The organism is Streptosporangium sp. NPDC049078 (assembly GCF_040648855.1).
Taxonomy (GTDB): domain Bacteria; phylum Actinomycetota; class Actinomycetes; order Streptosporangiales; family Streptosporangiaceae; genus Streptosporangium.
Genome location: NZ_JBEZEL010000008.1, coordinates 254,003 through 276,796, shown reverse-complemented (window position 1 = coordinate 276,796; position 22,794 = coordinate 254,003). Strand labels below are relative to the sequence as shown.

The 22,794-nt window shown below is 69.6% G+C and carries 20 protein-coding genes; 8 read left to right on the top strand and 12 right to left on the bottom strand.

Going from position 1 to position 22,794, the window contains the following annotated elements; genetic code table 11:
* Window positions 1-104: 104 nt before the first annotated feature.
* Both AB0B90_RS15840 and AB0B90_RS15835 read right to left on the bottom strand, forming a co-directional pair.
* Entirely contained in the window at window positions 105-827 is a 723-nt protein-coding gene (locus AB0B90_RS15840) for a carbon monoxide dehydrogenase subunit G (RefSeq protein ID WP_362923047.1), read from the bottom strand.
* Window positions 828-1,059: 232 nt separating this feature from the next.
* Entirely contained in the window at window positions 1,060-2,046 is a 987-nt protein-coding gene (locus AB0B90_RS15835) for an acyl-CoA desaturase (RefSeq protein ID WP_350946855.1), read from the bottom strand.
* A gap of 352 nt (window positions 2,047-2,398) precedes the next feature.
* On the opposite strand from AB0B90_RS15835, the gene AB0B90_RS15830 reads away from it, so the two are divergent.
* The 3 genes from AB0B90_RS15830 to cydB all read left to right on the top strand — a co-directional run bounded on the left by AB0B90_RS15830 (window position 2,399) and on the right by cydB (window position 6,178).
* Entirely contained in the window at window positions 2,399-3,271 is an 873-nt protein-coding gene (locus tag AB0B90_RS15830; RefSeq protein WP_362923045.1) for a polysaccharide deacetylase family protein, read from the top strand.
* A 487-nt stretch (window positions 3,272-3,758) separates the two neighbouring features.
* Window positions 3,759-5,225 carry a cytochrome ubiquinol oxidase subunit I gene (locus AB0B90_RS15825; protein WP_362923043.1) on the top strand — a complete coding sequence of 489 codons (1,467 nt, stop codon included), beginning with the start codon at window positions 3,759-3,761 and terminating at the stop codon, window positions 5,223-5,225.
* An 11-nt stretch (window positions 5,226-5,236) separates the two neighbouring features.
* On the top strand, window positions 5,237-6,178 hold the full coding sequence (gene cydB, locus AB0B90_RS15820) for a cytochrome d ubiquinol oxidase subunit II (protein WP_362923041.1): 942 nt from the start codon (window positions 5,237-5,239) through the stop codon (window positions 6,176-6,178).
* Window positions 6,179-6,219: 41 nt separating this feature from the next.
* Here the strand turns inward: cydB and AB0B90_RS15815 are convergent, their stop codons facing one another.
* Window positions 6,220-7,827, bottom strand: a complete 1,608-nt coding sequence (locus AB0B90_RS15815) for an LLM class flavin-dependent oxidoreductase (RefSeq protein ID WP_362923039.1) — start codon at window positions 7,825-7,827, stop codon at window positions 6,220-6,222.
* Window positions 7,828-7,978: 151 nt separating this feature from the next.
* Here AB0B90_RS15815 and AB0B90_RS15810 point away from each other — a divergent pair, with 151 nt between their 5' ends.
* Window positions 7,979-8,542, top strand: a complete 564-nt coding sequence (locus tag AB0B90_RS15810) for a MarR family winged helix-turn-helix transcriptional regulator (protein ID WP_350946751.1) — start codon at window positions 7,979-7,981, stop codon at window positions 8,540-8,542.
* Between the two features lie 172 nt (window positions 8,543-8,714).
* On the opposite strand, the gene AB0B90_RS15805 is transcribed toward AB0B90_RS15810, so the two are convergent.
* Window positions 8,715-9,257, bottom strand: coding sequence for a hypothetical protein (locus AB0B90_RS15805; protein ID WP_350946750.1), 543 nt, complete (start codon window positions 9,255-9,257; stop codon window positions 8,715-8,717).
* A gap of 431 nt (window positions 9,258-9,688) precedes the next feature.
* Between AB0B90_RS15805 and AB0B90_RS15800 the strand changes: the two genes are divergently transcribed.
* Window positions 9,689-10,588: an LLM class flavin-dependent oxidoreductase gene (locus tag AB0B90_RS15800; RefSeq protein WP_350946749.1), complete on the top strand. Its 900-nt coding sequence runs from the start codon at window positions 9,689-9,691 to the stop codon at window positions 10,586-10,588.
* 65 nt (window positions 10,589-10,653) lie between these two features.
* Here AB0B90_RS15800 and AB0B90_RS15795 read toward each other — a convergent pair whose 3' ends face one another.
* On the bottom strand, window positions 10,654-11,073 hold the full coding sequence (locus tag AB0B90_RS15795; protein ID WP_350946748.1) for a PPOX class F420-dependent oxidoreductase: 420 nt from the start codon (window positions 11,071-11,073) through the stop codon (window positions 10,654-10,656).
* Window positions 11,074-11,521: 448 nt separating this feature from the next.
* Here AB0B90_RS15795 and AB0B90_RS15790 point away from each other — a divergent pair, with 448 nt between their 5' ends.
* The 3 genes from AB0B90_RS15790 to AB0B90_RS15780 are packed head-to-tail and all read left to right on the top strand — an operon-like array spanning window position 11,522 to window position 14,552.
* Window positions 11,522-11,764 carry a hypothetical protein gene (locus AB0B90_RS15790; RefSeq protein ID WP_350946747.1) on the top strand — a complete coding sequence of 81 codons (243 nt, stop codon included), beginning with the start codon at window positions 11,522-11,524 and terminating at the stop codon, window positions 11,762-11,764.
* A complete protein-coding gene (locus tag AB0B90_RS15785; RefSeq protein WP_362923036.1) occupies window positions 11,761-13,980 on the top strand; it encodes a hypothetical protein in 2,220 nt (739 codons plus the stop codon). The genes AB0B90_RS15790 and AB0B90_RS15785 overlap by 4 nt, the downstream gene beginning before the upstream one ends.
* Window positions 13,981-13,994: 14 nt before the next feature.
* Window positions 13,995-14,552 (top strand): hypothetical protein, encoded by a 558-nt coding sequence (locus AB0B90_RS15780; protein WP_362923034.1) that lies wholly within the window; start codon window positions 13,995-13,997, stop codon window positions 14,550-14,552.
* A gap of 242 nt (window positions 14,553-14,794) precedes the next feature.
* Here AB0B90_RS15780 and AB0B90_RS15775 read toward each other — a convergent pair whose 3' ends face one another.
* From AB0B90_RS15775 to AB0B90_RS15745, 7 genes are all read right to left on the bottom strand, one after another.
* Entirely contained in the window at window positions 14,795-15,196 is a 402-nt protein-coding gene (locus AB0B90_RS15775) for a hypothetical protein (RefSeq protein WP_350946744.1), read from the bottom strand.
* Between the two features lie 232 nt (window positions 15,197-15,428).
* Window positions 15,429-17,819 carry an aerobic carbon-monoxide dehydrogenase large subunit gene (gene cutA, locus AB0B90_RS15770; RefSeq protein ID WP_350946743.1) on the bottom strand — a complete coding sequence of 797 codons (2,391 nt, stop codon included), beginning with the start codon at window positions 17,817-17,819 and terminating at the stop codon, window positions 15,429-15,431.
* Window positions 17,816-18,292, bottom strand: a complete 477-nt coding sequence (locus AB0B90_RS15765; RefSeq protein WP_350946742.1) for a (2Fe-2S)-binding protein — start codon at window positions 18,290-18,292, stop codon at window positions 17,816-17,818. Before AB0B90_RS15765 ends, cutA begins: the two co-directional genes overlap by 4 nt.
* Window positions 18,285-19,154 carry an FAD binding domain-containing protein gene (locus tag AB0B90_RS15760; protein WP_362923031.1) on the bottom strand — a complete coding sequence of 290 codons (870 nt, stop codon included), beginning with the start codon at window positions 19,152-19,154 and terminating at the stop codon, window positions 18,285-18,287. Before AB0B90_RS15760 ends, AB0B90_RS15765 begins: the two co-directional genes overlap by 8 nt.
* The gene (locus tag AB0B90_RS15755; protein ID WP_350946740.1) at window positions 19,151-20,539 is read right to left on the bottom strand and encodes a solute carrier family 23 protein; all 1,389 of its coding nucleotides are present in this window, start codon (window positions 20,537-20,539) and stop codon (window positions 19,151-19,153) included. The genes AB0B90_RS15760 and AB0B90_RS15755 overlap by 4 nt, the downstream gene beginning before the upstream one ends.
* Before the next feature lie 281 nt (window positions 20,540-20,820).
* Window positions 20,821-21,036: an RNA-binding S4 domain-containing protein gene (locus tag AB0B90_RS15750; RefSeq protein WP_350946739.1), complete on the bottom strand. Its 216-nt coding sequence runs from the start codon at window positions 21,034-21,036 to the stop codon at window positions 20,821-20,823.
* Window positions 21,037-21,130: 94 nt separating this feature from the next.
* Window positions 21,131-22,702 carry a PucR family transcriptional regulator ligand-binding domain-containing protein gene (locus AB0B90_RS15745; RefSeq protein WP_350946738.1) on the bottom strand — a complete coding sequence of 524 codons (1,572 nt, stop codon included), beginning with the start codon at window positions 22,700-22,702 and terminating at the stop codon, window positions 21,131-21,133.
* Window positions 22,703-22,794 lie beyond the last annotated feature (92 nt).

Here is a 22,794-nt window from a genome sequence, read left to right as displayed (position 1 = left end):
CCGATCCATGATCAACTTTATGAGCATTCCTGCTGGCAGGGCCATTCACATCTCCGGCGGCGCGGGCGAAGGAAACGATCACCCTGCTCCGGCTGTGAGCGACATCACCGCTTTCCGCCGCCACGGCCGAGCAACCAGCCGATCACCGCGCCGCCGAGCGCGACGCCCGCGCCCATCCCGAAGGCGGCCAGGAGCGACCAGGCGGGGACTCCCGACGTGGTCTCCCTGGGCGGGACCGGGCGCTCGAAGACGTGCGCGGCTCCGGCCTGGCCCGCCCCGGCCGACGATGCCGGCGTGGCGGACGAGAGGGCGGCGGGTGCGGCGAGCGAGGATTCGTCGCCCGGCGCGATCTCGGCGAGGGCGTGGCCGGCGGGAACGGCGGGAACCGCTCCGGAGGCGAGATGGCTCTCCACCGCGGAGAAGAACTCCCCCGCGGTCTTCCTCGCGACGGAGCCGAGCATGCGCTGGCCGACGCCGCCGATCATGCCCCCGATCACGGCCTCGGCGTCGTAGTCGACCCGGGTGCCGCCCTCGACCTCGCTGAGGCGGATCTCCACGGTGGCGTCCACGGTTCCCGGAGCGCCCTGGCCCCGGGCCCTGAGCACGAACCGTTCCGGTGCCTCGGGCTCCGACAGGGCGACCTCGCCCTGGTAGACGCCCTTGATGGAGGCCACCCCCGCGGTGACGGTCATCCGGTAGGTGTCCGGCCCTGTCTCCTCAAGGCGCTCGCACCCCGGGATCGTGCGTACGAGCACGGCCGGGTTCTGGAGCGCTGACCACACACGATCTCTGTCGATGCCGAGCACGGCACTGCCTGCGAGCTTCACACCAAGCACCATAGGCAATCGCCGGTCGGGCGGATAACAGCAACATCTGCCCGCCGCCGCGCCCCGCCCTTGTCAGTGCTGTGTCAGTGCTGTGTCAGTGCTGCGCCGACGCCGTGGACGCAGCCTCGGCGTCCCGGGCGGGGCCTTCGCGCCTGCGGAACGCGGGGCCCCGCCCGGGACGGGCCGAACGCGAGGCCCCGCGGGACGGGCCGAACCGACCGATCCGAACGGACTAGCCGGGCGCGGGACTCTTCACCCGCAGGGACTCGCCCACGTCGTGCAGGTGGCGCAGCGCCTGCGCGTACGAGCTGACGATCCCGGACTCCAGGTAGTCGACCCCCACTTCCTCGCAGTACGCCCGGACGATCGGCTGGGCGCGGCGCAGGTTGGGCATCGGCATGCTCGGGAAGAGGTGGTGCTCGATCTGGTAGTTGAGCCCGCCGAGGACGACGTCGAGGAGCACGCCGCCGCGCACGTTGCGCGAGGTCAGCACCTGGCGCCGCAGGAAGTCGAGCTTGTCCTCGCCCCTGAGCATCGGCATGCCCTTGTGGTTGGGGGCGAAGGTGCAGCCCAGGTAGACGCCGAAGATCGCCTGGTGCAGGAGGAAGAAGACCACCGCCTTGGCGGGAGACAGCACCGCGAACAGCGCGCCCACGTACAGGACGGCGTGCACGACCAGCAGCGAGGCCTCCAGCACGCGGTTCTTCATCGTCGGGCGCGCCAGCGCCCGGACGCTGGACACGTGGAGGTTGAACCCCTCGAGCGTGAGCAGCGGGAAGAACAGGAACGCCTGCCAGCGGCCCATGAACCTGGGCAACCCCTTGCTGACGGCGGCCTGTTCGGGTGACCAGAGCAGGAAGTCGGGGCTGACGTCGGGATCGTGGTCCTCGTGGTTGGGATTGGCGTGGTGACGGGTGTGCTTGTCCATCCACCAGCCGTAGCTCATGCCGATGGCGAGGTTTCCCGCCACCAGTCCGGCGAGCTGGCTGGAGCGGCGGGAGCGGAAGACCTGACGGTGGGCCAGGTCGTGGGCGACGAGCCCGATCTGAGCGAACACCACCGCGAGGAAGGCCGCCACCAGCAGCTGGTACCACGAGTCGCCGAGGGCGAAGAAGGCGGCCCAGCCGCCGACGAAGGCCGCGGCGACCAGGCCGAGTCGCGCGGCGTAGTAACCGGGGCGCCGGTCGAGCAGACCGGCTTTGGCGATCCGGCGCGACAGGCGGGCGAAATCACTGCCCCGCTCCCCGTTTGCCGGGATGGCGGGAAGGTCCTCGTCATCGATCGCGGTTGAGTTGGACACGCTTCTCCTCAAATGGGCCGGATCATTCGACATGATTGCGTCAGCAAGGAGGGGCACAGATCTGCGTCAACCAAGCAGGACGGCCATCTTAGGATTGCGCGGTAGCTGTGATCACAAACCCCCGCTTCCACCCCAGCTTGTGGTAGTGCTGACCCTACCCCGGCAAATATACGGATTTAGGGGTTGCCGCAGGGTAGTCATGGAAGTAATCACATTCGCCGCTTTCAGCGGCGTTAGGCCGGGCTCCCGGCTGCTGGCAGGATGGTCGCCCATGGCATCGGGGACATACTGGACGGTCAGAACGGCGGCGGCGACGGCTCTGGCGGTGAGCGCCGGGTGTGCCACCGGCCTCGACGGTGCGGGCGAGGACGGTGCCACCTCCGCGCCGGGCGCCTCCCGAGCCTCGAAGCCCTCCTCAGGAGAGCAGGCGGTGAGACCGACAGGACCTCCCGGGGTGAGGCCCAGGCCGGGCGAGGTGGGCAGGATCCCCCGCCCCGGCGACGGCCTGCCTCCGGTGATCAGCTCCATTCCCACCAAGCGGAAGGTCGTCTTCCTCACCATCGACGACGGCTGGGAGCAGGACCCCGGTTTCGTGGCGCGAATCCGGGACCAGCGGATTCCCGTGGCGGCCTTCGTCACCCGCGACGCCGTGGATGCGAGGGGCGCGGCCGACCCGACCGCACAGGGCGGCAGATACCTCGGTGCGGGCAAGTGGGGGTACGTGCGCGACCTGCGCGACGCGGGGGCGACGATCGAGAACCACACGCTGACCCACCCGAACCTGCCGGCGCTCGGCTACGAGGGCCAGAAGGCCGAGATCTGCGGCGTCTCCAAGCTGATCCGCAGGCACACCGGCACCACCCCCACCCTGTTCCGCCCGCCGTTCGGCAACCACAACACCCTCACCCGCAGGGCCGCCAAGGCCTGTGGCATCGACGCGCTCCTGCTCTGGACCGCGACCGTGCAGCCGGGCGGGAAGATCGCCTACCAGGTGCCCGACAAGAAGCTCCGCCCCGGAGACGTCCTGCTGCTGCACTTCCGTCCGAACCTCGCCCGCGACTTCGGGATCCTCGTCGCGAAGATCAAGCGCCGGGGCTTCGAGATCGGCAACCTCGACGCGTATCTGGAGGCCGCGACCCGCTGAGCGATCGGCGCACAGCGGGAGGCCGCGACCCGCCGAGTGATCTCGGCCGCGTGCCGGACGGCGGGTCCACCGCCCGGCGTAACCCTCCAAGCGATCTCGGCCGCGTACCGGACGGCGGGTCCACCGCCCGGCGTACCCGGAAATCCCCCAGGAGACGGACGTCCCGGAGAGGGCGCCCGGCCCATCATTGAGCCACGCCCCGGGGGGAAGCGGGCGCGGGGATCGCCGGGCCCGGCGGAACACATGTCCTGCGCGCGCGGGGCGCCCGAGAGGGGATTCTCGGGGGCACGAGGAAGATCCGGCGTCGCGAGCCGACAGAGACGATCTTGGTTCGACGGAGAAGTGCGGTCTCCCACCGGGCCATGTGACAAAGATCGCAGCGGTTCGCGGCGCCTCTCCCTCCCGTTGCTCTACAAGCCGTAGTACTACTAGAAGTAGAACTACGAGTCGTAGAGCTCCTGGCCCGCGAAGGGAACGCAAGGGGAAGATGGACGCACTAGACCTGGCCCGGTGGCAGTTCGGGGTGACCACCGTGTACCACTTTCTGTTCGTACCCCTCACGATCGGTCTCGGCGTCTTCGTGGCCGGCCTGCAGACCGCCTGGCACCGGACGGGCAAGGAGCACTACCTGCGGCTCACGAAGTTCTTCGGGAAGCTCTTCCTGATCAACTTCGCGATGGGCGTGGTGACCGGCATCGTGCAGGAGTTCCAGTTCGGCATGAACTGGAGCGAGTACTCGATCTTCGTGGGCGACGTCTTCGGCGCGCCGCTCGCTCTGGAGGCACTGCTCGCGTTCTTCCTGGAGTCGACCTTCATCGGCCTGTGGATCTTCGGCTGGGACAGGCTCCCCAAGCGCGTCCACCTCGCCACCATCTGGGCCGCGGTCATCGGGTCCAACCTGTCGGCGTACTTCATCCTCGCCGCCAACGCCTGGATGAAGCACCCGGTCGGGTACGAGGTGGTCGACGGCAAGGCCAGGATGACGGACCTGTGGGCGGTGCTCACCAACTCCGCGGCGCTCGCCCAGGTGCCCCACGTGATCGCCGGAGCCTTCGTCGTGGCGGGCGGCTTCGTGCTCGCGATCTGCGGCTACCACCTCCTGCGCGAGCGCCGCACCGGCGCCGGCGCGCTCCCGGGTGCCGGCACGGCCTCGGTGACGGCGCCGCGTGGCGGCCCGAGCATCTGGCGGACCCCGATGCGGGCCGCGCTGCTGATGACGGCGATCGCCGGGGCCCTCGTCGCGGGCAGCGGCGACATGTCGGCCAAGCTGCTGTACGAGCAGCAGCCCATGAAACTCGCCGCCGCGGAAGGACTGCGGCACGACACCGCCGGCGCGGCGTTCTCGCCCGTCCCCGGGATCGAGGTGCCCATGCTGCTCAGCTTCCTGTCCACCGGCGACCCGAACGCCGTGGTCCAGGGCACCGAGGACCTGCAGGCGCGGTACGAGGAGCGGTTCGGCCCCGGTGACTACCGGCCCAACCTGCCGGTGGTCTTCTGGTCCTTCCGCGTGATGATCGTCTTCGGTCTGTCCACGGTGGCCCTTTCCGTGCTCGGTCTCTGGCTCACCCGCCGCAGGCGGCGCGGCACCCCCCTCGCCCCCCGGGAGATTCCCGCCTGGTTCGCCCGGTTCTGCGTGCTCGCGTTGCCACTGCCGACCGTCGCGATGATCGCCGGTTGGCTGCTCAGCGAGATCGGCCGCCAGCCGTGGACCGTCCAGGGCGAACTCCTCACGGCCGCGAGCGTCTCGCCGGGCGTCAGCCTGGCCGAGGTGGCCGTCTCGCTCGCGGTCTTCACGGCGCTGTACGGCGCGCTCGCGCTGGCCGAGGCGGTACTGCTCACGCGCCACGTCAAGGCGGGTCCCGAGCCCGCCGCCCCCGCCGCTCCCCTCGCGCCGCCGCCCTCACGCGACGACGAGGACGCGGACGCCCGGCTCCAGCCGACCCTCATGTACTGAAGGCGACGACGATGGAACTCACCACCTTCTGGTTCGCGGTCATCGCGTTCCTGTGGACCGGCTACTTCGTGCTGGAGGGCTTCGACTTCGGCGTGGGCATGCTGGCACCCGTACTGGCGAGGAACGAGGCCGAGCGCAAGCAGGTCCTGGGCACGATCGGCCCGGTCTGGGACGGCAACGAGGTCTGGCTGATCACCGCGGTCGGCGCCATGTTCGCCGCCTTCCCCGCCTGGTACGCCGGACTGCTCAGCGAGTTCTACCTGCCGATCGTGCTGGTCCTCGTCGGGCTGATCGTGCGCGGCGTCGGCCTGGAGTGGCGCGGCAAGGTCCAGCACGCCTCCGACCGCGTCTGGTGCGACCTGGGCGTGCTGGTCGGCAGCGCCCTGCCCGCGTTCCTGTGGGGCGCGGTCTTCGCCGATCTGCTGCGGAGCAGCGCGGCGGCCGCCCTCGTCGGCGGAGTGTTCTCGCTCTCGGTGTGCGTGCTGCACGGGGCGGTGTTCGTCGCGCTCAAGACCACGGGACCGGTGCGCTCCCGTGCCCGGCGCGCCGCCCTGATCGCCTCCGTGGTGGCACTGCCCGCCGCGGTGGCGGCGCTGTCGACCATTCCCGTCGCGACCACGACGATCGACGCGTGGTCGGCGGCCCCGTGGCTGTGGGCGGCCTCGCTCGCCGCGATGGCGGCCCTCGCCGCCGGAATCGCGCTCACCTGGCGCGGCCGGGACGGCTGGGCCTTCGCCGCCACGGCCTCGTCCATCGCGCTGGGCGGCGCCGCCCTGTTCGGCGCCCTGTGGCCCGCCCCTTTCCCCGGCCTCACCGTCGCCGAGGCCGCCTCGGGCCCGTACACGCTGGGCGTGCTGACCTGGATCGGCCTCATCGCGCTGCCGTTCGTGCTCGGCTACCAGGCCTGGTCGTACTGGGTCTTCCGCAAGCGCCTGGTCGCCGAGGTCTCCTGAGAACACCGGCCACCCCGACCCGGCCGCCCCGGGCAGCCGCCTCAGTGCAGGCCGAGCCTGGCGAGCGGCTCGACGAGTTCCCTCTCCTCGTAGGACAGGTGCGACAGGAGCGTGTCGCTCAGCAGGTCCATCGCGCCCCGCAGGGCCTTGTGACCGTCGGGTTCGGAGACGAAGGCGACCAGCGCCCGGTCGACGTCTTCGAGGACCTCGTGGATGGCGTGGTGCTCCTGCTCCAGCCGGTCGACGACGGGCACCAGCCCGGGGTCCGCGCGGCGCAGACGAGGGAAGAGGCTCTGGTCCTCGATGGTGTGGTGGGTCGTGACGACCCGGCAGTAGGACTCGCAGTACGCGCCGACCGTCCAGTTGTTCTGGCGCATCGTCATCGCGTTGATGTGCGAGCGCGCGATGCCGGGATCCATCGCTCCGGAGGTGACCTCCTCGACGAGCCGCCGTACCTCGGCCAGTTCCTGGCGGAGGTGGTCGTGGACGTCGACGAGATGGCGTCCCGCCGCCTGCTCCCTGGGGGTGTAGGTGCGGGCCGGGTCGGGAGCGGGACCGGTGGGCCGGGTGGTCTCGTCCCAGACCCGGACATCGGAGAGCCGGGTGCCGTCGTCCGGGGTCGGCGTGACCCCCAGGGCGGGAGGGACCCCGCCGCCGAGAGCGGCGACGGGCGCGGGGTGGGCGGTGACGTCCGGTGACACGCTCCGCGCGATCTCCGCACTCACTCCGGTGGGCCGGCCCGCGCCGGTGGCCGCAGGCGAACCGGCACGCTCGGCGTCCACGAGTTCGCGTACGGCGGGGACGACCTCGGCGGCGAACCGCCGGATGTCGTCGGGGTCGTCACTCGCGAGGATGTAGGCGCTCATCCCCTGGTCCAGGGTGAGCTCGGCGAGCTGCTCGGCCCACACGCCCGCGGGTCCCTGGAGGAAGGCGCGGCCGGAGCCGGTGAAGGTGCCGCCGATGTTGTACAGGCGCCGGATGTCGGCGGGTGAGCGTCCCGCGCCGAGAGCGGCCTCGTCGATGATCGCGTTCATCGCCGGGAGCGCGTCCAGGCCGGCGTAGGCGTGGCTGGGCAGCCAGCCGTCCGCGAGCCTGCCGGTCATGTCGAGCATGCGCCTCTTGTAGGCCCCCAGCCAGATGCCGACGTCGTGGACGGGGGCCGGACCGGGGTGTGCCCCCCGCACGCGGTGGTGGCCGCCGTCCACCCGCACAGCTCTGCCCCCTGCCTTCCACATGGCCCGGATGACCTCGATGCCCTCCTCAAGCGCGTCGACCCCCTGGGCCGCGGTCAGCCGCGGGCCACCGAGAGCGGCGATACCGTCCCAGAAGGCGCCCGCTCCCAGCCCGAGCTCGACGCGGCCACCGCTGAGGATGTCCAGGGTCGCGACGCTGCGGGCGAGCACCGCGGGCGGGCGCAGGGGCAGGTTCGCCACGTTCGGCGACACTCGCAGCGTCGAGGTGCCGGCCGCGATGACCGAGAGCAGGGTCCACGTGTCGAGGAACCGCGCCTGGTACGGGTGGTCCTGCACGGTCACCAGGTCCAGCCCCACCTGCTCGGTGAGCCTGGCGAGCGCGACGACCCTCTCGGCCTGGTCGGCCACCGGTGTCAGGAATGTCCCGAACAACAACTCGTGCCGGTAGTCGGGCATGTCTCTCCTCGGTGCGTCATCTCGGATGCGCGACACACGTCCCTTCCGGACGCGCGGCACCGCGATGGTGCGGCAGGACAGATCGTATGTAAAACAGATGAATTGTCAAACAGAAGGTCTCGCTAACCGTCGATCCTGGTAACCTCGTGACATGCCCGCGCCCCGACCCACCAGTGCCGAGACCCAGGACGCCCTGGACAGCGATTTGGGCTGGACCCTCGGAGTCGTCTTCCGCGCCTACGTCAGGACGGCGAACGCGCTGGTCAGCCACCTCCCCGGCGGCCCGCGCGGTTACCAGGTGCTCGCCGCGGCGGCCCAGGGACTCCCCGGCGGCCAGGGCGCGCTGGCACAGCGTCTCGGCGTCGACAAGACCGTCATGACCTACCTGCTCGACGACCTGGAGAAGGCCGGGCTGGTCGAGCGCCGCCCCGACCCCGCCGACCGGCGCAACAAGCGCGTCGTCGCCACCGAGCGGGGCAGGGCGGCCTGGGTCGACACGCAGACCCGGCTGGAGCACGCCGAAGACCATGTGCTGGAGCCGCTGGACCCCGCCGACCGCTCGGTGTTCCGGGAACTGCTGCGCAGGCTCGCCGCCCGGGCCGACAGCCTCGACCCGGAGCACAACACCTGCCGGCTCGTCGAGGAGCTCGCCCCGGAAAGCGTCCCCTCGGCATCGGCCGCCCCCGCCAAGCCGCGACGCTCCCCCCGCCGCTGACCACCGGCCGTCGCGAGCGCCCGTGAGCACGCCCGCGAGGCCGCCGGAGGATCGGTGGGCATGAAGAACCAGGCGCCGAGAACCCGCCGAACCGGGCGCACCGAAGATCCGGAGAAGCCGTTCCGGGCCGGGGACGCACCCACCCCCGGCCCGGAACCGCCCCGGACGCGACTCAGCCGACGGACAGGATCAGCGTGGAGCTGTAGGCGGAAGACGCTCCCGCGCCGAATCGCTGGTCGTTCACCACCGATCCGTAACCGGCGCCGCTCGCCCAGTGAAACGTCATCACCGGCCGGTTCCCGCTGAAGTCGATGTTGCCCACCATCTCGGTGAAGTTACTGCTGCCACCGATCCGCGACGAACCGTTCGCCGCGAAGACCCAGCTGTTCCCCTGCCTCTGGAACCGGCCGCGCAGCGGATAGAGGTCCGTGCGCACGTTGGTGGTATTGAAGGCGAACGTGCCGTTTCCCGAGAAGACCCACACCGCGTTCCTGACGCGCGAGAGCGCGCTGTTCGCCCAGGCGGGCTGCCCCTTCAGCTGCTGGAACCGGGTGACCCTCGCCGTACGGAAGCGGTAGGGGAAGGCGGCACTCACCACCTGCCCGGACCCGGTGGGCGCGCTCGCCCCGGCCTGTCCCGACGCGGACGCCTGCGCGGCAGGAGCCGACACCACGGCCCCGGTGAGCAACACCCCCGCGGCGAGCGCCCTCGCCACCCTTCCCCTGCTCCTCCCGGTCCGGGCCCTCCTGCTCCACGTCCCGTCCTCGTCCGCCCTCGCCCTCGCCCTCGCCCGGATTCGACTCCTCGACCCCATGAAATCCATGCCGATCTCCCTCCCGGCACCCTCTCCACCCTGTCTCCCACCCGGCGGCAGAAGATGCATTCCTGACTACAGGAGTAGCGTAAAGCGAAATCTTCCTTTCCCGAAAGACGGAGGGCAATACGATCTGGAGAAGCAACAGAAAACGAGAGAAAGAGCCAGATCAACCCGACCACCAGCTCAGAGCAACGTACTATTTGTCGGTATTGTAATTAATTTATCTGACTATATTTTTGTCGCCTTGGAAACCAGACGAGAGCTCCTGCACACATCTCCACGAAAGCGCGATTGACCTCAAGAAGACTTGAGGTTGAAGACTGACCCCCATGGCCTCCCTCATGGACATCGGAGTGATCCTGCCCAGCGTCGCCGTACAGCGAGAGCAGCGGCTCGACCTGGGCACCGCCGCACGGCACGCGGAGCAGGTAGGGCTGGACGGCGTCTGGCACGGCGACCATCTGGCCACCGGAACGGCGTCGCTGGACTGCGCCGTGGCGCTCGCCGTCGCGGCGGGGGCGACCGCGCGGATCAGGGTCGGGGCGAGCGTGTTCGTCCCGGCGATCCGCCCCCTGGCGTGGGCGGCCAAACAGGTCGCGAGCCTGCAGCACGTCTCCGGCGGACGGCTGGTCCTGGGCGTCGGCTCCGGCGGCGGCCCCGGGCAGTGGGCGGCGGCCGGAGTGCCGTACGGGGAGCGCGGCAGGCGCACCGACACCGCGCTGGAGCTGCTCGCGCGGCTACTGGCCGGGGAGACCGTCGCACTGGTGGACGAGCCGGGAGAGGTACGGCTCGAACCGGCCGTGACGCCCCCGCCGATCTGGGTCGGCAACGCGTCGGCGGTGGCCGTTCGACGCGCGGCCCGCCACGGGGACGGCTGGTTCCCCTCGATGATCCCCCCGTCGGAGGTGGCCTCGGGCAGGGCCACGCTCGCCGAGCTCGCCGCCTCCCACGGACGCCCGGAGCCGGTCGTCGCCATCGGCGCCACCGGCGTCCTCGGCACGGCTCCCGGACTGCCCACCCTCGATGCCATCGCCTCGCGCATCACCGGATACGGCATCCCCATGGAGAAGGCCGTGCGTCTGCCCCTCACCGGCGAACCCGCGCAGGTGGCCGAGCGGCTCGCCGCCTACCGCGAGGCCGGGGCGCGTCACGTGGTCCTGGGGTTCGCGGGAGGCGACTGGCGCGAGCAGTGCGACCTCCTGGCCGAGACCCGCACCCTCCTGCCCTGACCACCTCGATGAGGGCTCGGCGCCCTCTTCGGCCGACGCCGCTGCGGCGACGCGGGCGGCGGTCGTCAGCCGGGCTGGCTGTTGTCCTTGAGCGCGCCCCAGCCGTGCCAGTTCACGATCTCGATCCAGGCGCTGACCCGGCCACGGTCCCGCTGGGGGTACGGCTTCCCCGTGTACTGACGGGACAGCCTGTCGATGTCGCTCAGATCCTTGTCGTCATACATCTCGGCGACGTTCCCGCTGATACTGACGTGGGTGTACCAGCCGTTCTCGTCGAGCACGGTGAGGGAGACGCGGGGATCACCGCGCATGTGGTCGAGCCGCCTGCGGCCCTCGTCCATGTTGACCAGGATCCGGCCGTCGTCCCAGAGATACCAGGTGGCCGTGGACACCGGCCGTCCGTCGGGCCGAAGCGTGGTGATGACGGCGGGGTTCGGCTTCTTCAGCATCGCGACTGCCTCATCGGGAAGCGGCGGCTTTGACATGATCGCTCCTCTTCGTCTCCGTGCCCCTGCGATGCAGGTGACGCGTGCGGTTCACGAGATACATGCCCACGGTGCCATGTCGCGGACAACGACCGCCCCTCGGCCCTCCACACGCGGACCACCCCTTGCCTGACCTTGGCGTAATGCCCGCCAAGGTCAGGCAAGGGGGTTCGGTCACCGGTCCGCAGAGTGCGCCCTTCGGCCCGTGACACCTACCGGGACCCGACCGGAACCCATAATTCACATGCATATAAACGACTTTTAGGGCCACACTTATCGTCCGCCACTCGAAAATCGTGCACACATTTTCGCCACAGAAATTCGATCTGTTTCACCATTCCGCGAGGGAGGGGCTTGTTTGGCAGGTGTGCCGCTGTTTAACCTGTGAAATGAACGGGAGCCGCCTCCTGAACTGTTTCTGTACGGTGAGCCATACGAGAGGATCGTTGTGGCCGACCTCGATCGAGAGGCTATGCGGGCAGTGGTGGAGCGGATTCAGCGGCTGTCGGACGAGCACTGGTGGGCACTTGACCCTTCCTGCCGTCTGATGGAGAACGACGCGTGGGTGGGGCCGACGGGCACCCGATTCGGCACCGAGGTTCATGCCCATCAGCGAGAACTGCGTGACCTGCTCACCACAGCAGTACACAGTGCGCAGAGCAAGCTGGCATCGCTACCGGGCAAGGCATGACCGAGTCGAGCTTCACCGGTGTCAAACAACCCGAGTTCGACACGATGACCAGCAAGCACACCCAGACGGCCGGGCGACTGGAACAACTGGCACAGACGCTGTACGGCGAGCTCCAGCGTGCCGGGCTGGACACCTCTCCGGCGCTGCGCCTACGCGACCTGGCCGGACGGGTCGACAAGCAGGCCGCCGACCTGCGACGAAGACAGGCGCTGGTCCGCGAGTTGGAGCGGGAGAAAATCAGTTTCGGCACCTCCAGACCCGAGGGATCCTTCATGCGGATGCCCGACGGACTGGACGCCGCCCAGGGCCTGCTCGACGGGAGCCTGGCCGCCGGCGCGGCCTTACTCGCCGCCGGTGGCGACGACAAGGCTCTCGCCCGGCTACAGAAGTACGCGGGCCGCGGCAAGGACCCGGAGTTCGCCAAGGTGCTCCTGGCCAAGCTGGGGGCCAAGGGTGTCACCCAGCTTCCCGGCACCCTGGCGGCGCAGCTGAACGAGGCCCGCAACCGGGGCGACACGGCGCGGCTGGAACGTCTCTCCGCACAGGGCAGGCAGGCCCTGCGCATGCTGGGCGACGCCCTCGCCCAGGGAACCGATCCCAAGAATCCCGCGTACGCGGGCGATGGTTTCCTCAAACAACTCGCCGAGCAGGGCCGGACCGAACATACCGTCGGCGATGTGAAATACGCCGGATACCAGGCACAGGCACTTCTCTGGCGCGCCAACGACGGGAAACCACCGCTCTCCGCACGGTTCATGGAACTCGTCGGCGGCGACGCGGTCGCCTACGAGAAGGAGCAGTACGAGGGCAGATGGGCGGCGAGCAAGGACGTGCTCGGCCAGGCGGTGGTCAACGGCAGGCAGGTCCCCCTGTTCGACCTGGCCGCCGCACTGAGCCTGGGTCCCCTGCTGAACGTGGGGGCGGGAGCGGTGAAAAAGAACGGGAAACCCTCCAACACGACGGTTGTGGAAGACCTGCTGCACGCGGCCGGGTCCGGTAAGGAGTCCTCCCAGGCGCTGCTCGCCCACACTCCGGCGGGGTGGAAGCAGTCCGTGTTGACCCATCTGCTGACCACCAGACTGGACGCCTTCCGCTACACCGGCGCTCACGAATCGTTCACCAACGTGCTGCTGAACGCCACGACGGGTCAGGACGCCACCTCCCGGAAGCTGGCCGCCGAGCTGACCAAGGTCCTGGCCGACGAGGTCCGAGGAGCTTTCGGCAAGGCCGACGACGGCAACCTGGAGATCACCGACAGGGCGGCATTGGCTCGGCTTGACCCCCTGCGCTATCCACTGGCCCGGGCGATGGCCGCCAACATCGACCAGCTCTCCAACGTGCTCCTCAACCACGGCACGTTCGGCAAGGCCGACGCCACGGACATGTCGTACGCGCTGGCCCTGGCCACCCGCGATGACCGGGGCTTCGAGGCACTGCTCCGCGCCCAGACCGAGCACATGAAGGCGGCCCTCGACAGCATGCCCCCGGTCGGTCTGGACGCCTCCAACCTCAAGGCACTCGGCTTCACCGCGGCCGATCTCAAACGTTTCGACTTCGACGAGGACGGCCGCATCGGCAAGGCCGACGTCAAACAGTTCCTTCTCGATCGTGTCGTGGAGGAGGCGGAGCCCTTCTCGCATCTCGTCGAGATTCGCCGCCAGACGTTGATCGCCGAAGGGCTGGACGACAAAAAGGCGAGCGAGGCGGTAAAGAACATGGTGCGTGAAACGATCGGGCTGATCCCGTTCCCAGGCACCAAGCAGGTAGGCGAGCTGGCCGAAGGGGCCTTCGGCTCGCTGATCACTAGTCAGTACGACAAGGTTTCCGGAGCCGCCTACGACGCGATCTCCAATCAGGCCGCCCAACTGGTTTCGGACAAGAGCCTGAGTCTGGACGAGACACACCGAACACTGGCGGATGATCGGATCGGCGTGGAGAGACTGGCGGAGCAGATGATCGCCACAGCCATGTTGAACAAGGGCGTGCTCGACTCCGGTGATTTGAAAGGCAAGATTTTCGCGACCGGAACCCCGCCGACGATCAAGCCCTTCATTGAGATGAGTCCAGCTGAATACGGCAACTTTCTTGACTGGGTTCGCCAAAAAAGTGGGAGCAGCGATCTAATCAACCGCTTCAACAGCACTTTGCGTGTCACCAGCAGAGTGGACGACTATCTCGATCTCCAGATCCCGTCATCCTCGGGAGGGAGCAAGTGAGACATCGCAGTTCGGTGGCCGCTTTGCTCGCCTTCGTGATCCTCGGCGCGGCCTGCAGTCCGGAGGCCACTCCCGCTCCAAGCCCCGCACCCGCCACCCTCAGCCCGATTGTCGACTCATCTCCCTACATCTGCAAGTTCGTGCCCGAGCAGGCATTCCGAATGGTCACGGGTTTAACCGGGCCGCTCGCCGAACTCACGGACGGCACCGACGAGGACGGTGCTTGCCGGACACCGGACATCTACCCCAACCCGTTGGGAATCGGTTGGGCGTTAAAAGGAGACTTCGACTACATCCTGGACGACAAACGTAAGGCATACACCGAGCACGGAGCGGTCACACTGCCCGCTGACCTCGGTGAGGGACTTTCGGTTTACCTGCCGAACGGCCCGTATACCGGTCAGCCATACGAGGTGGTCGCGAAGTTTCGCTGCGGCGGTAAGGAGCGGCTGCTCACCATGTTCTTCGCGGCGTTCGCCAAAGGCAGGGACGGGATCAGGGACATGATCGACCTGATGCGGATCGCCCAGAAACGCTACGGCCACCTCTACAAGTGCGCACTCGGCGAATAGCCCCAGCCCCATCACTCCTCAGAAGGCCTTCACGATCGAACAGTCGCGCTTGGCCTCAACGACTGTCAGGTTCGCAAATGGAAGCCCTGGCACCGACCTGTCACCACCTGCATGGCGACAGGACAGGAGTCACCGGAACCCGCGAAAAGCCGTCGGGCGTCGCCTCCTTTCGAAGGCGACGCCCGACGGCTTTTCGATTCAACGATCTATCGATGAGGCGACAGATCGTTGTCCACCGATTTTCAGGGAACCACGTAAGGGCTGTAGTAGTACCCTCCGTTGGTGATGTCCTGCATTCGCACCCGGCATGAGCCCTGGTTACCGACCGCGAAGACGAAGCTCTTCACCTGGCCCGCCGAGATGGAGAAGGGGCCGTTGTCGTCTTTCTGGAAACCATTTATGCACATCAGGCGGAATCGCGCAGTGAGCTTGGATCCCTCGTTCTTGTAGTAGGCCACGTCGTAACCACCCGGACTTCCGGTAATACCACGCGCACACAATTCGTTGTTGCTGATCGGAGCGCACTTCACCGGGCCGAGAAAGGCTGCCGTGCCTGCCTGGGCGGCGGATGCGGAAAGAGCGGTCAGCGGCACAGCGGCGCAAACCGCCGCAAGCGCGACGGCGCCGATTCGACGAGTGATCACTCGTTGATCCTTCCTAGATGAACCGTTGTTCTGTGGAACCTAGGCAACGATCACTGTTCGGCCGTGCTTTCGACAACCTGTAAGGCTCCAGGGTGCGGCTGAGGCGCCGACAAGATAGGACGAGGTAGCGTGAACGCGCGGTCAAGCGGCCGAGTGATCCCGCAGATCTCCCGGAGACGACTCGCGTCGGGCCGAGAAGAGCCGGCCCCGGGAACCCCGATGCCCCCGGAGGTCAGGTCGTAGCGGCGTGGCGCAGGTCGAAGAGCTCCGACGGGGAGATGGGCATCTTGTCGATCCGGATCCCCTCGGCGTCCTCGATCGCCGAGGCGAGCACCGCCGAGACCGGGATGACCCCCGCCTCGCCCGCGCCCTTGATACCGAGCGGGTTGAGCGGGGACGGCGTCTCCAGGTGCGCGGTCTCGATGAAGGGCACCTCGGTGGCGTACGGCATCAGGAAGTCCATGAAGGAGGCGTTCAGCAGCTGGCCGTGACCGTCGTAGACCATCTTCTCGTACAGCGCCCCGCCGACGCCCTGGCCGACGCCGCCGTGGATCTGGCCCTCGACGATCATCGGGTTGATCAGCTTGCCGCAGTCGTGGACGACGGCGTAGCGCAGGATGCGGATCTCGGCGGTGAGCGGGTCGGTCTCGACGATGGCGGCGTGCATGCCGGAGGCGAAGGTCGAGCGGATCGGCGAGTAGTAGTCGCGGCCCTCCAGCCCCGGCTCCTCCCCGTCGGCCACCGGCGGCCGGTCGTAGGAGGCGGCGCCGGCGAACTGGGTGGCTCTGGCCGCCTCCTCGTCGAAGGCGTAGCGCAGCGGGTTGGACAGCACCGCCACGGTCGCGAGCGGGATCGAGGCGCCGGGGGTGCCCGCCACCCGCACCTCCCCGTCGACGATCTCCAGGTCGCGGGGGTCGGCCTCCAGCGCGTCGGCGGCGATCCGCAGGGCCTTCTCCCGCACCTTCCTGCAGGCCAGCGCGATCGCGTTGCCGCTCATCACCGCGGCGCGCGAGGCGAAGGTTCCGACCGCGTAGCCGAACCTGCGGGTGTCGCCGGTGACGACCGAGACCCGTTCCATCGGCACGCCCAGCTCGGACGCGGCGATCTGCGCGAACACCGTCTCGTGGCCCTGGCCCTGGGAGGTGAGGCCGGTGGAGACGTGCACCCGGCCGTCCGAGGTGACCTGGACGTGCCCGCCCTCGTACGGGCCGACGCCGGTGCCCTCGACGTAGCAGCCGACGCCGATCCCGATCGTGCGGCCCTCGGCGGCGGCGCGGGCCTTCAACGCGGGGAAGTCGTCCCAGCCGATCAGCTCCTTGAGCATCCGCAGCGACTCGGGGTAGTCGCCGCTGTCGTAGATGAGCGGGCGGCCGTCCTGGAAGATCAGGCCCTGGTCGTAGGGGAACTCGTCGGGCTGGATGAAGTTGGCCGCGCGCACCGCCGTACGGTCGGCCCCCAGATACTCGGCGATGTGGTCCATCGTCCGTTCCATGCAGAAGACCCCCTGGGGGCGGCCCGCCCCGCGGTAGGGGGTGACCTGCACGGTGTTGGTGTAGATCGAGGAGAACTCGACCCGGTAGGCGCCGATCCGGTAGGGGCCGAGCAGCTGGGTGGAGGTGATGATCGGCACGATGATCCCGTACGGCGTGTAGGCGCCGTGGTCGTGCAGGATCTCGACGTCCAGGCCGAGCACCCGGCCCTCGTCGTCGAAGCCGACCCGGACCGACTGCACCTGGGCCCGCTCGTGCGCGGAGGAGACGAAGTGCTCGCGCCGGTCCTCGGTCCACTTCACCTCGTGGCCGAGCGTGATCGCCGCCCACGGGACCAGGATCTCCTCCGGCCACGGGTGGACGATCTTCACGCCGAACCCGCCGCCCACGTCGGGGGCGATCACCTCGACCTTCGGCAGCGGCAGGCCGAGCTTGGCGGCGATGGCCATCCGGACGCTGGTGGAGGTCTGGGTGCTGGAGTGGACGCGCAGGGAGCGGTCGTCGGCGTCCCAGCGGGCGTGCACGCCGCGGCCCTCCAGCGGCATGGACGCGCTGCGCTCGATGTCGAGCCGGAAGGACAGCGTGTGCGGCGCGGCGTCGATCGCCTCGCGCGCGCCGAGCCCGGCGTCCGAGGGCACCTCCTGGACCAGGTGCGCGCCGACGTTGCCCGGCACGCCCTCGTGGACGAGCTGGGCTGACTGCGCGGCCTCCTCCACGCCGACCACCGGCTTGAGGATCTCGTAGTCGACCTGGATGAGCGCGCAGGCGTCCTCGGCGAGGTAGCGGTCGCGGGCGACGACCATCACGACGGGCTCGCCGACGTGCCTGACGATCTCGCGGGCGAGCGGGTACGCGGTGCGGCCGTGGGTGAGCGCCGGGTGCGGGATGAGCAGCGGCAGCGGCTGGGCGAGCGCGCCGGGCAGGTCCTCCCAGGTGTAGATCGCCACCAGTCCCTCGACCTCGATGGCGGCCGAGACGTCGATGTCGCGGATCCTGGCGTGGGCGTGCGGGGAGCGGACGAACGCCGCCTCCAGCGCCCCGGCTCCCAGGTCGTCCAGGTACAGGCCCCTGCCGGTGAGCAGCCGGGGGTCCTCGCGCCGGGTGACCGGTTCGCCGAACAGTTTCGTGGTCACGGGTCCTCCGCCATGATCTCGGCCGCGCGGTGGACGGACTTGACGATGTTCTGGTAGCCCGTGCACCGGCACAGGTTGCCGGAGACGCCCTCCAGCACCTCCTCGTCGGTCGGCGCCGGGTTGTCGCGCAGCAGCGCGGTCACCGTGCACAGGAAGCCGGGGGTGCAGAAGCCGCACTGCAGGCCGTGGCACTCGGCGAAGGCCCGCTGCACCGGCGAGAGCGTGCCGTCGGAGTCGGCGAGTCCTTCGACGGTGGTGATGTCGCGCCCGTCCACGGTGACCGCGAACGTCAGGCAGGAGCGGACGGGCTCGCCGTCCAGCAGCACCGTGCAGCATCCGCAGACGCCGTGCTCGCACCCGACGTGCGTGCCGGTCAGACCGAGGTCGTGCCGCAGGCAGTCCGACAGCAGCCGCCGCGCGGGAACCTCGGCCTGCCGGAGCACCCCGTTGACGGTCAGCGTGATCTCATGCATCCGCGGCCTCCCTGGCGGCGTCACGGAGTGCCTGCTCGGTGAGCACTCCGGCGAGGTGCCGCCGGTAGGCGGCGGTCGCGTGGATGTCGGCCTCGGGGTCGACCCGGTCCCGTACGACGCGGGCCGCCGAGGCCCAGTCGGCCGAGGCGGCCGGGCGGTGGCCGACGGCCTCGGAGACGTCGACGAGCAGCGGCACGGGGCCCAGGCTCACGCACGCCACCGTCGCCGAGGTGATCCTCAGGTCGTCGTCCAGGACGACGAGCGCCGCGATCCCGGCCAGGGCGTAGTCGCCGTGCCTGCGGGCGACCTCGCGGAACGCGGTGCCCGAGCGCGGGGGCGGCGCGGGGAAGAACGCGGAGACGGCCAGCTCACCGGGGGTGACCGCCGACTCCAGCGGGCCGGTGAAGAAGTCGTCGGCGGCCACGTCCCTGACGGCGCCGGACCGCGCCAGGCGCACCGAGCCCCGCAGCAGGGCGAGGACGGCGGGCAGTTCGGCGGCGGGGTCGGCGTGGGCCAGGCTGCCGACCACGGTTCCCCGGTTGCGGATCACCGGGTGGGCGACCAGCCGGAGCGCCTTGCCCAGCAGCGGCTGGGCGGCGGCGGCCGATCCGTCGCGTTCCACCTGGGCGTGCCTGGCGAGGGCTCCGACGCGGACGCCCTCCGGTGTGACGTCGACGAACGCCAGCTCCGCCAGCCGGTTGATGTCGATCAGGTGGGCGGGGGCGGCGAGCCGCATGTTCAGCATCGGGATCAGGCTCTGCCCCCCGGCGAGCACCTTGCCGTGCTCCCCGGCCCCGGCGAGGGCGTCGAGCGCCTCGCCGAGGGAGCGGGGAGCGTGGTATTCGAACGGGGGTGGCTTCACCCGGTGGCCTCTCGTCGCGGCTCCGACACCTGCGGACCGGCACCGCCGCCGCTGCCGCCCCGCCCGGCGATGACCCGGAGCAGGTGGTAGCCGGCCACCACCACGATGGTGCCGAGGGCGATGCCCTCCAGCGTGAAGTCCGAGCTGATCATATGCTTGACCGGGCCGATGGCGAGGATGATCCCCGCCCCGATCGGGACGAGGTTGACGGGGTCGGCGAAGTCGACCCGGTTCTCGACCCAGATCTTCGCGCCGAGCAGGCCGATCATGCCGTACAGGATGACGGTGATGCCACCGAGCACACCACCCGGCGTGGCCGCGACCAGCGCGCCGAACTTCGGGCAGAGGCCGAACAGGATCGCGATGACGGCGGCGATGTAGTAGGCGGCCGTCGAGTAGACGCGGGTGGCGGCCATGACGCCGATGTTCTCGGCGTAGGTGGTGGTCGGGGACCCTCCGAAGGCGCTGGCCACGACGGTGGCGGCGCCGTCGGCGGCGACCGCCCGGCCCATGTACGGGTCGACGTCGGTCTTGGTCATCTCGCCGACGGCCTTGACGTGGCCGACGTTCTCGGCGACCAGCGCGATCACCGCCGGCAGCACGAGCAGCACGGCGGAGAATTTGAAGTCGGGAAAGTGCGTGCTCGGCAGGCCGATCCAGTCGGCCGCCGCCACGTCTTTGAAGTCCACCCTGGGGTGCGTGTCGACCGCTCCGGTGCCCGCGTTGAAGGCGGTGATGTTCCCGAAGACCTTGTCGGCCAGCCAGGAGAGCACGAAGCCGACGATCAGACCGAGCAGGATGGCGATCCTGCCGATGAAGCCCTTGAAGAGCACAATGAGGACGAAGGTGACGGTCATCGTGATCAGGGCGATCCACTGGTCCTGCGGCCAGTAGATGTCGGCGACGACGGGCGCCAGCCCGAAGCCGATCAGCATGACGACGGCGCCGGTGACGACCGGTGGGAAGACGCGGTTGATGATCTGTACGCCGAGGAAGTGGATGGCCACGCCCACGAGCGCGAGGACGAGTCCGGCGACGAGGATGGCACCGGTGACGATCGCGTCGGTGGCGGGCGTGTCACCGCCCATGAGCGCCCGGATCGCGAGCACGCCGCCCACGAACGACGCGCTGGTCCCGAGGTAGCTGGGGACCTTCCCCTTCACGATGAGCAGGAACATGATCGTTCCGACGCCCGAGAACATGATGGCGACGTTGGGGTCGAGTCCCATCAGCAGGGGGAAGACGAAGGTCGCACCGAACATCGCGACGACGTGCTGCGCCCCGAATCCGACCATCCGCGGCCATGACAGCCGCTCGTCGGGTTTGACCACCTCTCCTGGGGCGAGCGTTCTGCCGTCGCCGTACTTCGTCCAACCTGCAACCATCGAGCCCCACCTTTCACCGGGCCGTCGGTCGGTGAACCACCCCGCGGGCTTCCCTCCGGCGAATCCCCTTACAGCTGTTGCGGGCACGTTAGGACCGAAAGCATGCCCTTACATCGTCATGATCTGCCAAATCTGCGGGGCGTAGCAGTGGACAGCTCGCACACCGCGCACCCGCCGCCCCGGTGAGGGCCGCCCGCGGCGCCCGCCACGGGGCACGTCGATCTCCCGGCCGCCCGGATCCCGGAGCCGTCACCCTCCCGGCCACGCGGACCGCGGAGCGGTCACTTCCCGACCACGTGGATCTCGAAGCCGTCGCCGCTCACCACCTGGCCGTCACGGATCTTGCAGGTCTTGCGGAGCTCGACCTCGCCGTCCACCAGCACGTTGCCGTCGGCGATGAAGTGTTTGGCCTGACCGCCCGTCTCGGTGACGCCGCAGTATTTGAGCAGGTCGCACAGCGGGATGTATTCGGTTTCCAGCTCGAAGGTCTCGTTCACGCCGAACAGCTTAGATCCCGCCTGCGCGCCCTCCTCGCCGTGCCGGGCGCCGCCGTCGGATGCCCCCGCCGGACGCCGCCGCCGGACGCCGCCGTCAGATGCCGCGCATCCGCAGGACGTGCAGGGCGAGGGTGAGGTTCAGGCGCAGGTGGGCGTCCTCGGTGAAGCCGCCGAGCATGCGCTCCAGCTTGCCGATCCGGTAGCGCAGCGTGTTGTAGTGGAAGTGCAGCCTGCGCGCCGTCTCGGCCACGTTGAGGTTGGTCTCCAGCAGCACCTGCAGCGTACGGCGCAGGTCGGCGTTCTCCGCGTCGTCGTCGGAGGCGAGCGGGCCGAGGGTCTCGCGGACGAAGGCGTGCAGCTCGGCGGTGTCGTTGACCAGCGACAGCAGCCGGTAGACGCCGAGCTGGTCGAAGTTCGCGACCGCGCCGTTGCCGTGGAGCTGGCGGCCCACCCGCGCGGCCTTCAGCGCCTGGCCGTACGCCTCGGGCAGCGCCTCGGCCCCGATGGCGGTGCGGCTCGCGCCGGTGGAGAAGGTGGCGGGCAGGGACTCGGCGAAGGCCGCGGCGGCGTCCTTGGCGAGGCGGCCCGCGTCGACGGAGGCGTCCACGATGGTGACGACCTCGTGGGAGAACCCGGCCACCGCGCCGCGTGCGTCGTGGCGGCGCATCGCACCGGTCCAGCACGTGACGAGGCGGTCCTGGGCGGCGCGCTCGTCGCCCTCGGGGTCGAGCTCGGCCACCAGCACGGTGACCGGGCGCTGCAGGTCCCAGCCGAAGGCCCTGGCCCGGGAAGCGACCCGTTCGGAGCCTCCCGCCCTCCCGGTGAGCACGTCGCGCAGGAAGTCGGCGCGATACTTGCTCTCGACGGCGTTGACCGCCTCCTGCCGGGTCACCACCAGCGCGGCGACCGTGGCGGCACGTTCCAGAATGCCGACGTCGCTGTCACCGATCGCCCCGACCGGGCCGCAGGCGACGATCCTGCCGTGGTGGTGGCCGCCCGCCACCACCGGCACCGAGGCGTGGCGCCCGTCGGGCCCCTTCGAGGCCTCGCGCAGCGCGGCCACGTGCTCGACCGGCCCTGCCGCGGCCAGCACGTGCCCTGTCCCGTCCAGCACGGCCACCCCCGCGCCCAGCAGCCCGGCGACCTCGGCCGTCACCTCGCGCAGTCCTCCCCCGGCGAGCACGACCTGGACCAGTGCCCGGTGCGCCTCCTCCGCCCTGGCCAGTACGGCGGCCTGGCGGTTGAGGATGTCGGTGAGGACCTGGTTGAGGATGTCGTCGAAGCCGACGTCGTCGGGAAGCTGGATGAGCGGGAATCCCAGCCGGTCGGCCTGCTCCACCATCTCCTCGGGCAACTCGTCGAGATAGCGGCCGAGTTTGATGGCGAGCGCGGCCAGGCCGCGCTCGTCGAGGTCTGCCACGAGCCTGCCGAGCGACTGGGGCGTGTTGCGCAGCGGGTAGCCGGTGGTGAGCAGCAGCTCGTGCGGCTTGACCCAGGCCAGGACGTCGGGCACCTCCATCACGTTGAGGCGCTGCACGACACGGTCCAGCCCCCGCTCCCCCGCGATCAGCCGGGCTCCCGCGAGTGTCGAGACGCCGAGGACCTCGCCGACGGCGACGCCGTGAATGATCGTTCCGGTGCTCGCCGGGCGTACGGGGGGTTCCATGAGGTGATTGTGACTGATGGACCCGTCTGTCAGGAAGAGCCAACCTTTGAGCGGAGTGTTGGCAGCTTTCTCCGTACGGCCTGCGTTCACGC

What these genes read in the sequence shown, in the direction of transcription:
- AB0B90_RS15810 (WP_350946751.1), top strand. Translation starts at nt 7,979, where the DNA reads ATGCCCGCGCCCCGACCCACCAGTGCCGAGACCCAGGACGCCCTGGAC.
- AB0B90_RS15795 (WP_350946748.1), bottom strand. Translation starts at nt 11,073, where the DNA reads ATGTCAAAGCCGCCGCTTCCCGATGAGGCAGTCGCGATGCTGAAGAAG.
- AB0B90_RS15800 (WP_350946749.1), top strand. Translation starts at nt 9,689, where the DNA reads ATGGCCTCCCTCATGGACATCGGAGTGATCCTGCCCAGCGTCGCCGTA.
- AB0B90_RS15755 (WP_350946740.1), bottom strand. Translation starts at nt 20,539, where the DNA reads ATGGTTGCAGGTTGGACGAAGTACGGCGACGGCAGAACGCTCGCCCCA.
- AB0B90_RS15830 (WP_362923045.1), top strand. Translation starts at nt 2,399, where the DNA reads ATGGCATCGGGGACATACTGGACGGTCAGAACGGCGGCGGCGACGGCT.
- cydB (WP_362923041.1), top strand. Translation starts at nt 5,237, where the DNA reads ATGGAACTCACCACCTTCTGGTTCGCGGTCATCGCGTTCCTGTGGACC.
- AB0B90_RS15815 (WP_362923039.1), bottom strand. Translation starts at nt 7,827, where the DNA reads ATGCCCGACTACCGGCACGAGTTGTTGTTCGGGACATTCCTGACACCG.
- AB0B90_RS15745 (WP_350946738.1), bottom strand. Translation starts at nt 22,702, where the DNA reads ATGGAACCCCCCGTACGCCCGGCGAGCACCGGAACGATCATTCACGGC.
- AB0B90_RS15825 (WP_362923043.1), top strand. Translation starts at nt 3,759, where the DNA reads ATGGACGCACTAGACCTGGCCCGGTGGCAGTTCGGGGTGACCACCGTG.
- AB0B90_RS15785 (WP_362923036.1), top strand. Translation starts at nt 11,761, where the DNA reads ATGACCGAGTCGAGCTTCACCGGTGTCAAACAACCCGAGTTCGACACG.
- AB0B90_RS15765 (WP_350946742.1), bottom strand. Translation starts at nt 18,292, where the DNA reads ATGCATGAGATCACGCTGACCGTCAACGGGGTGCTCCGGCAGGCCGAG.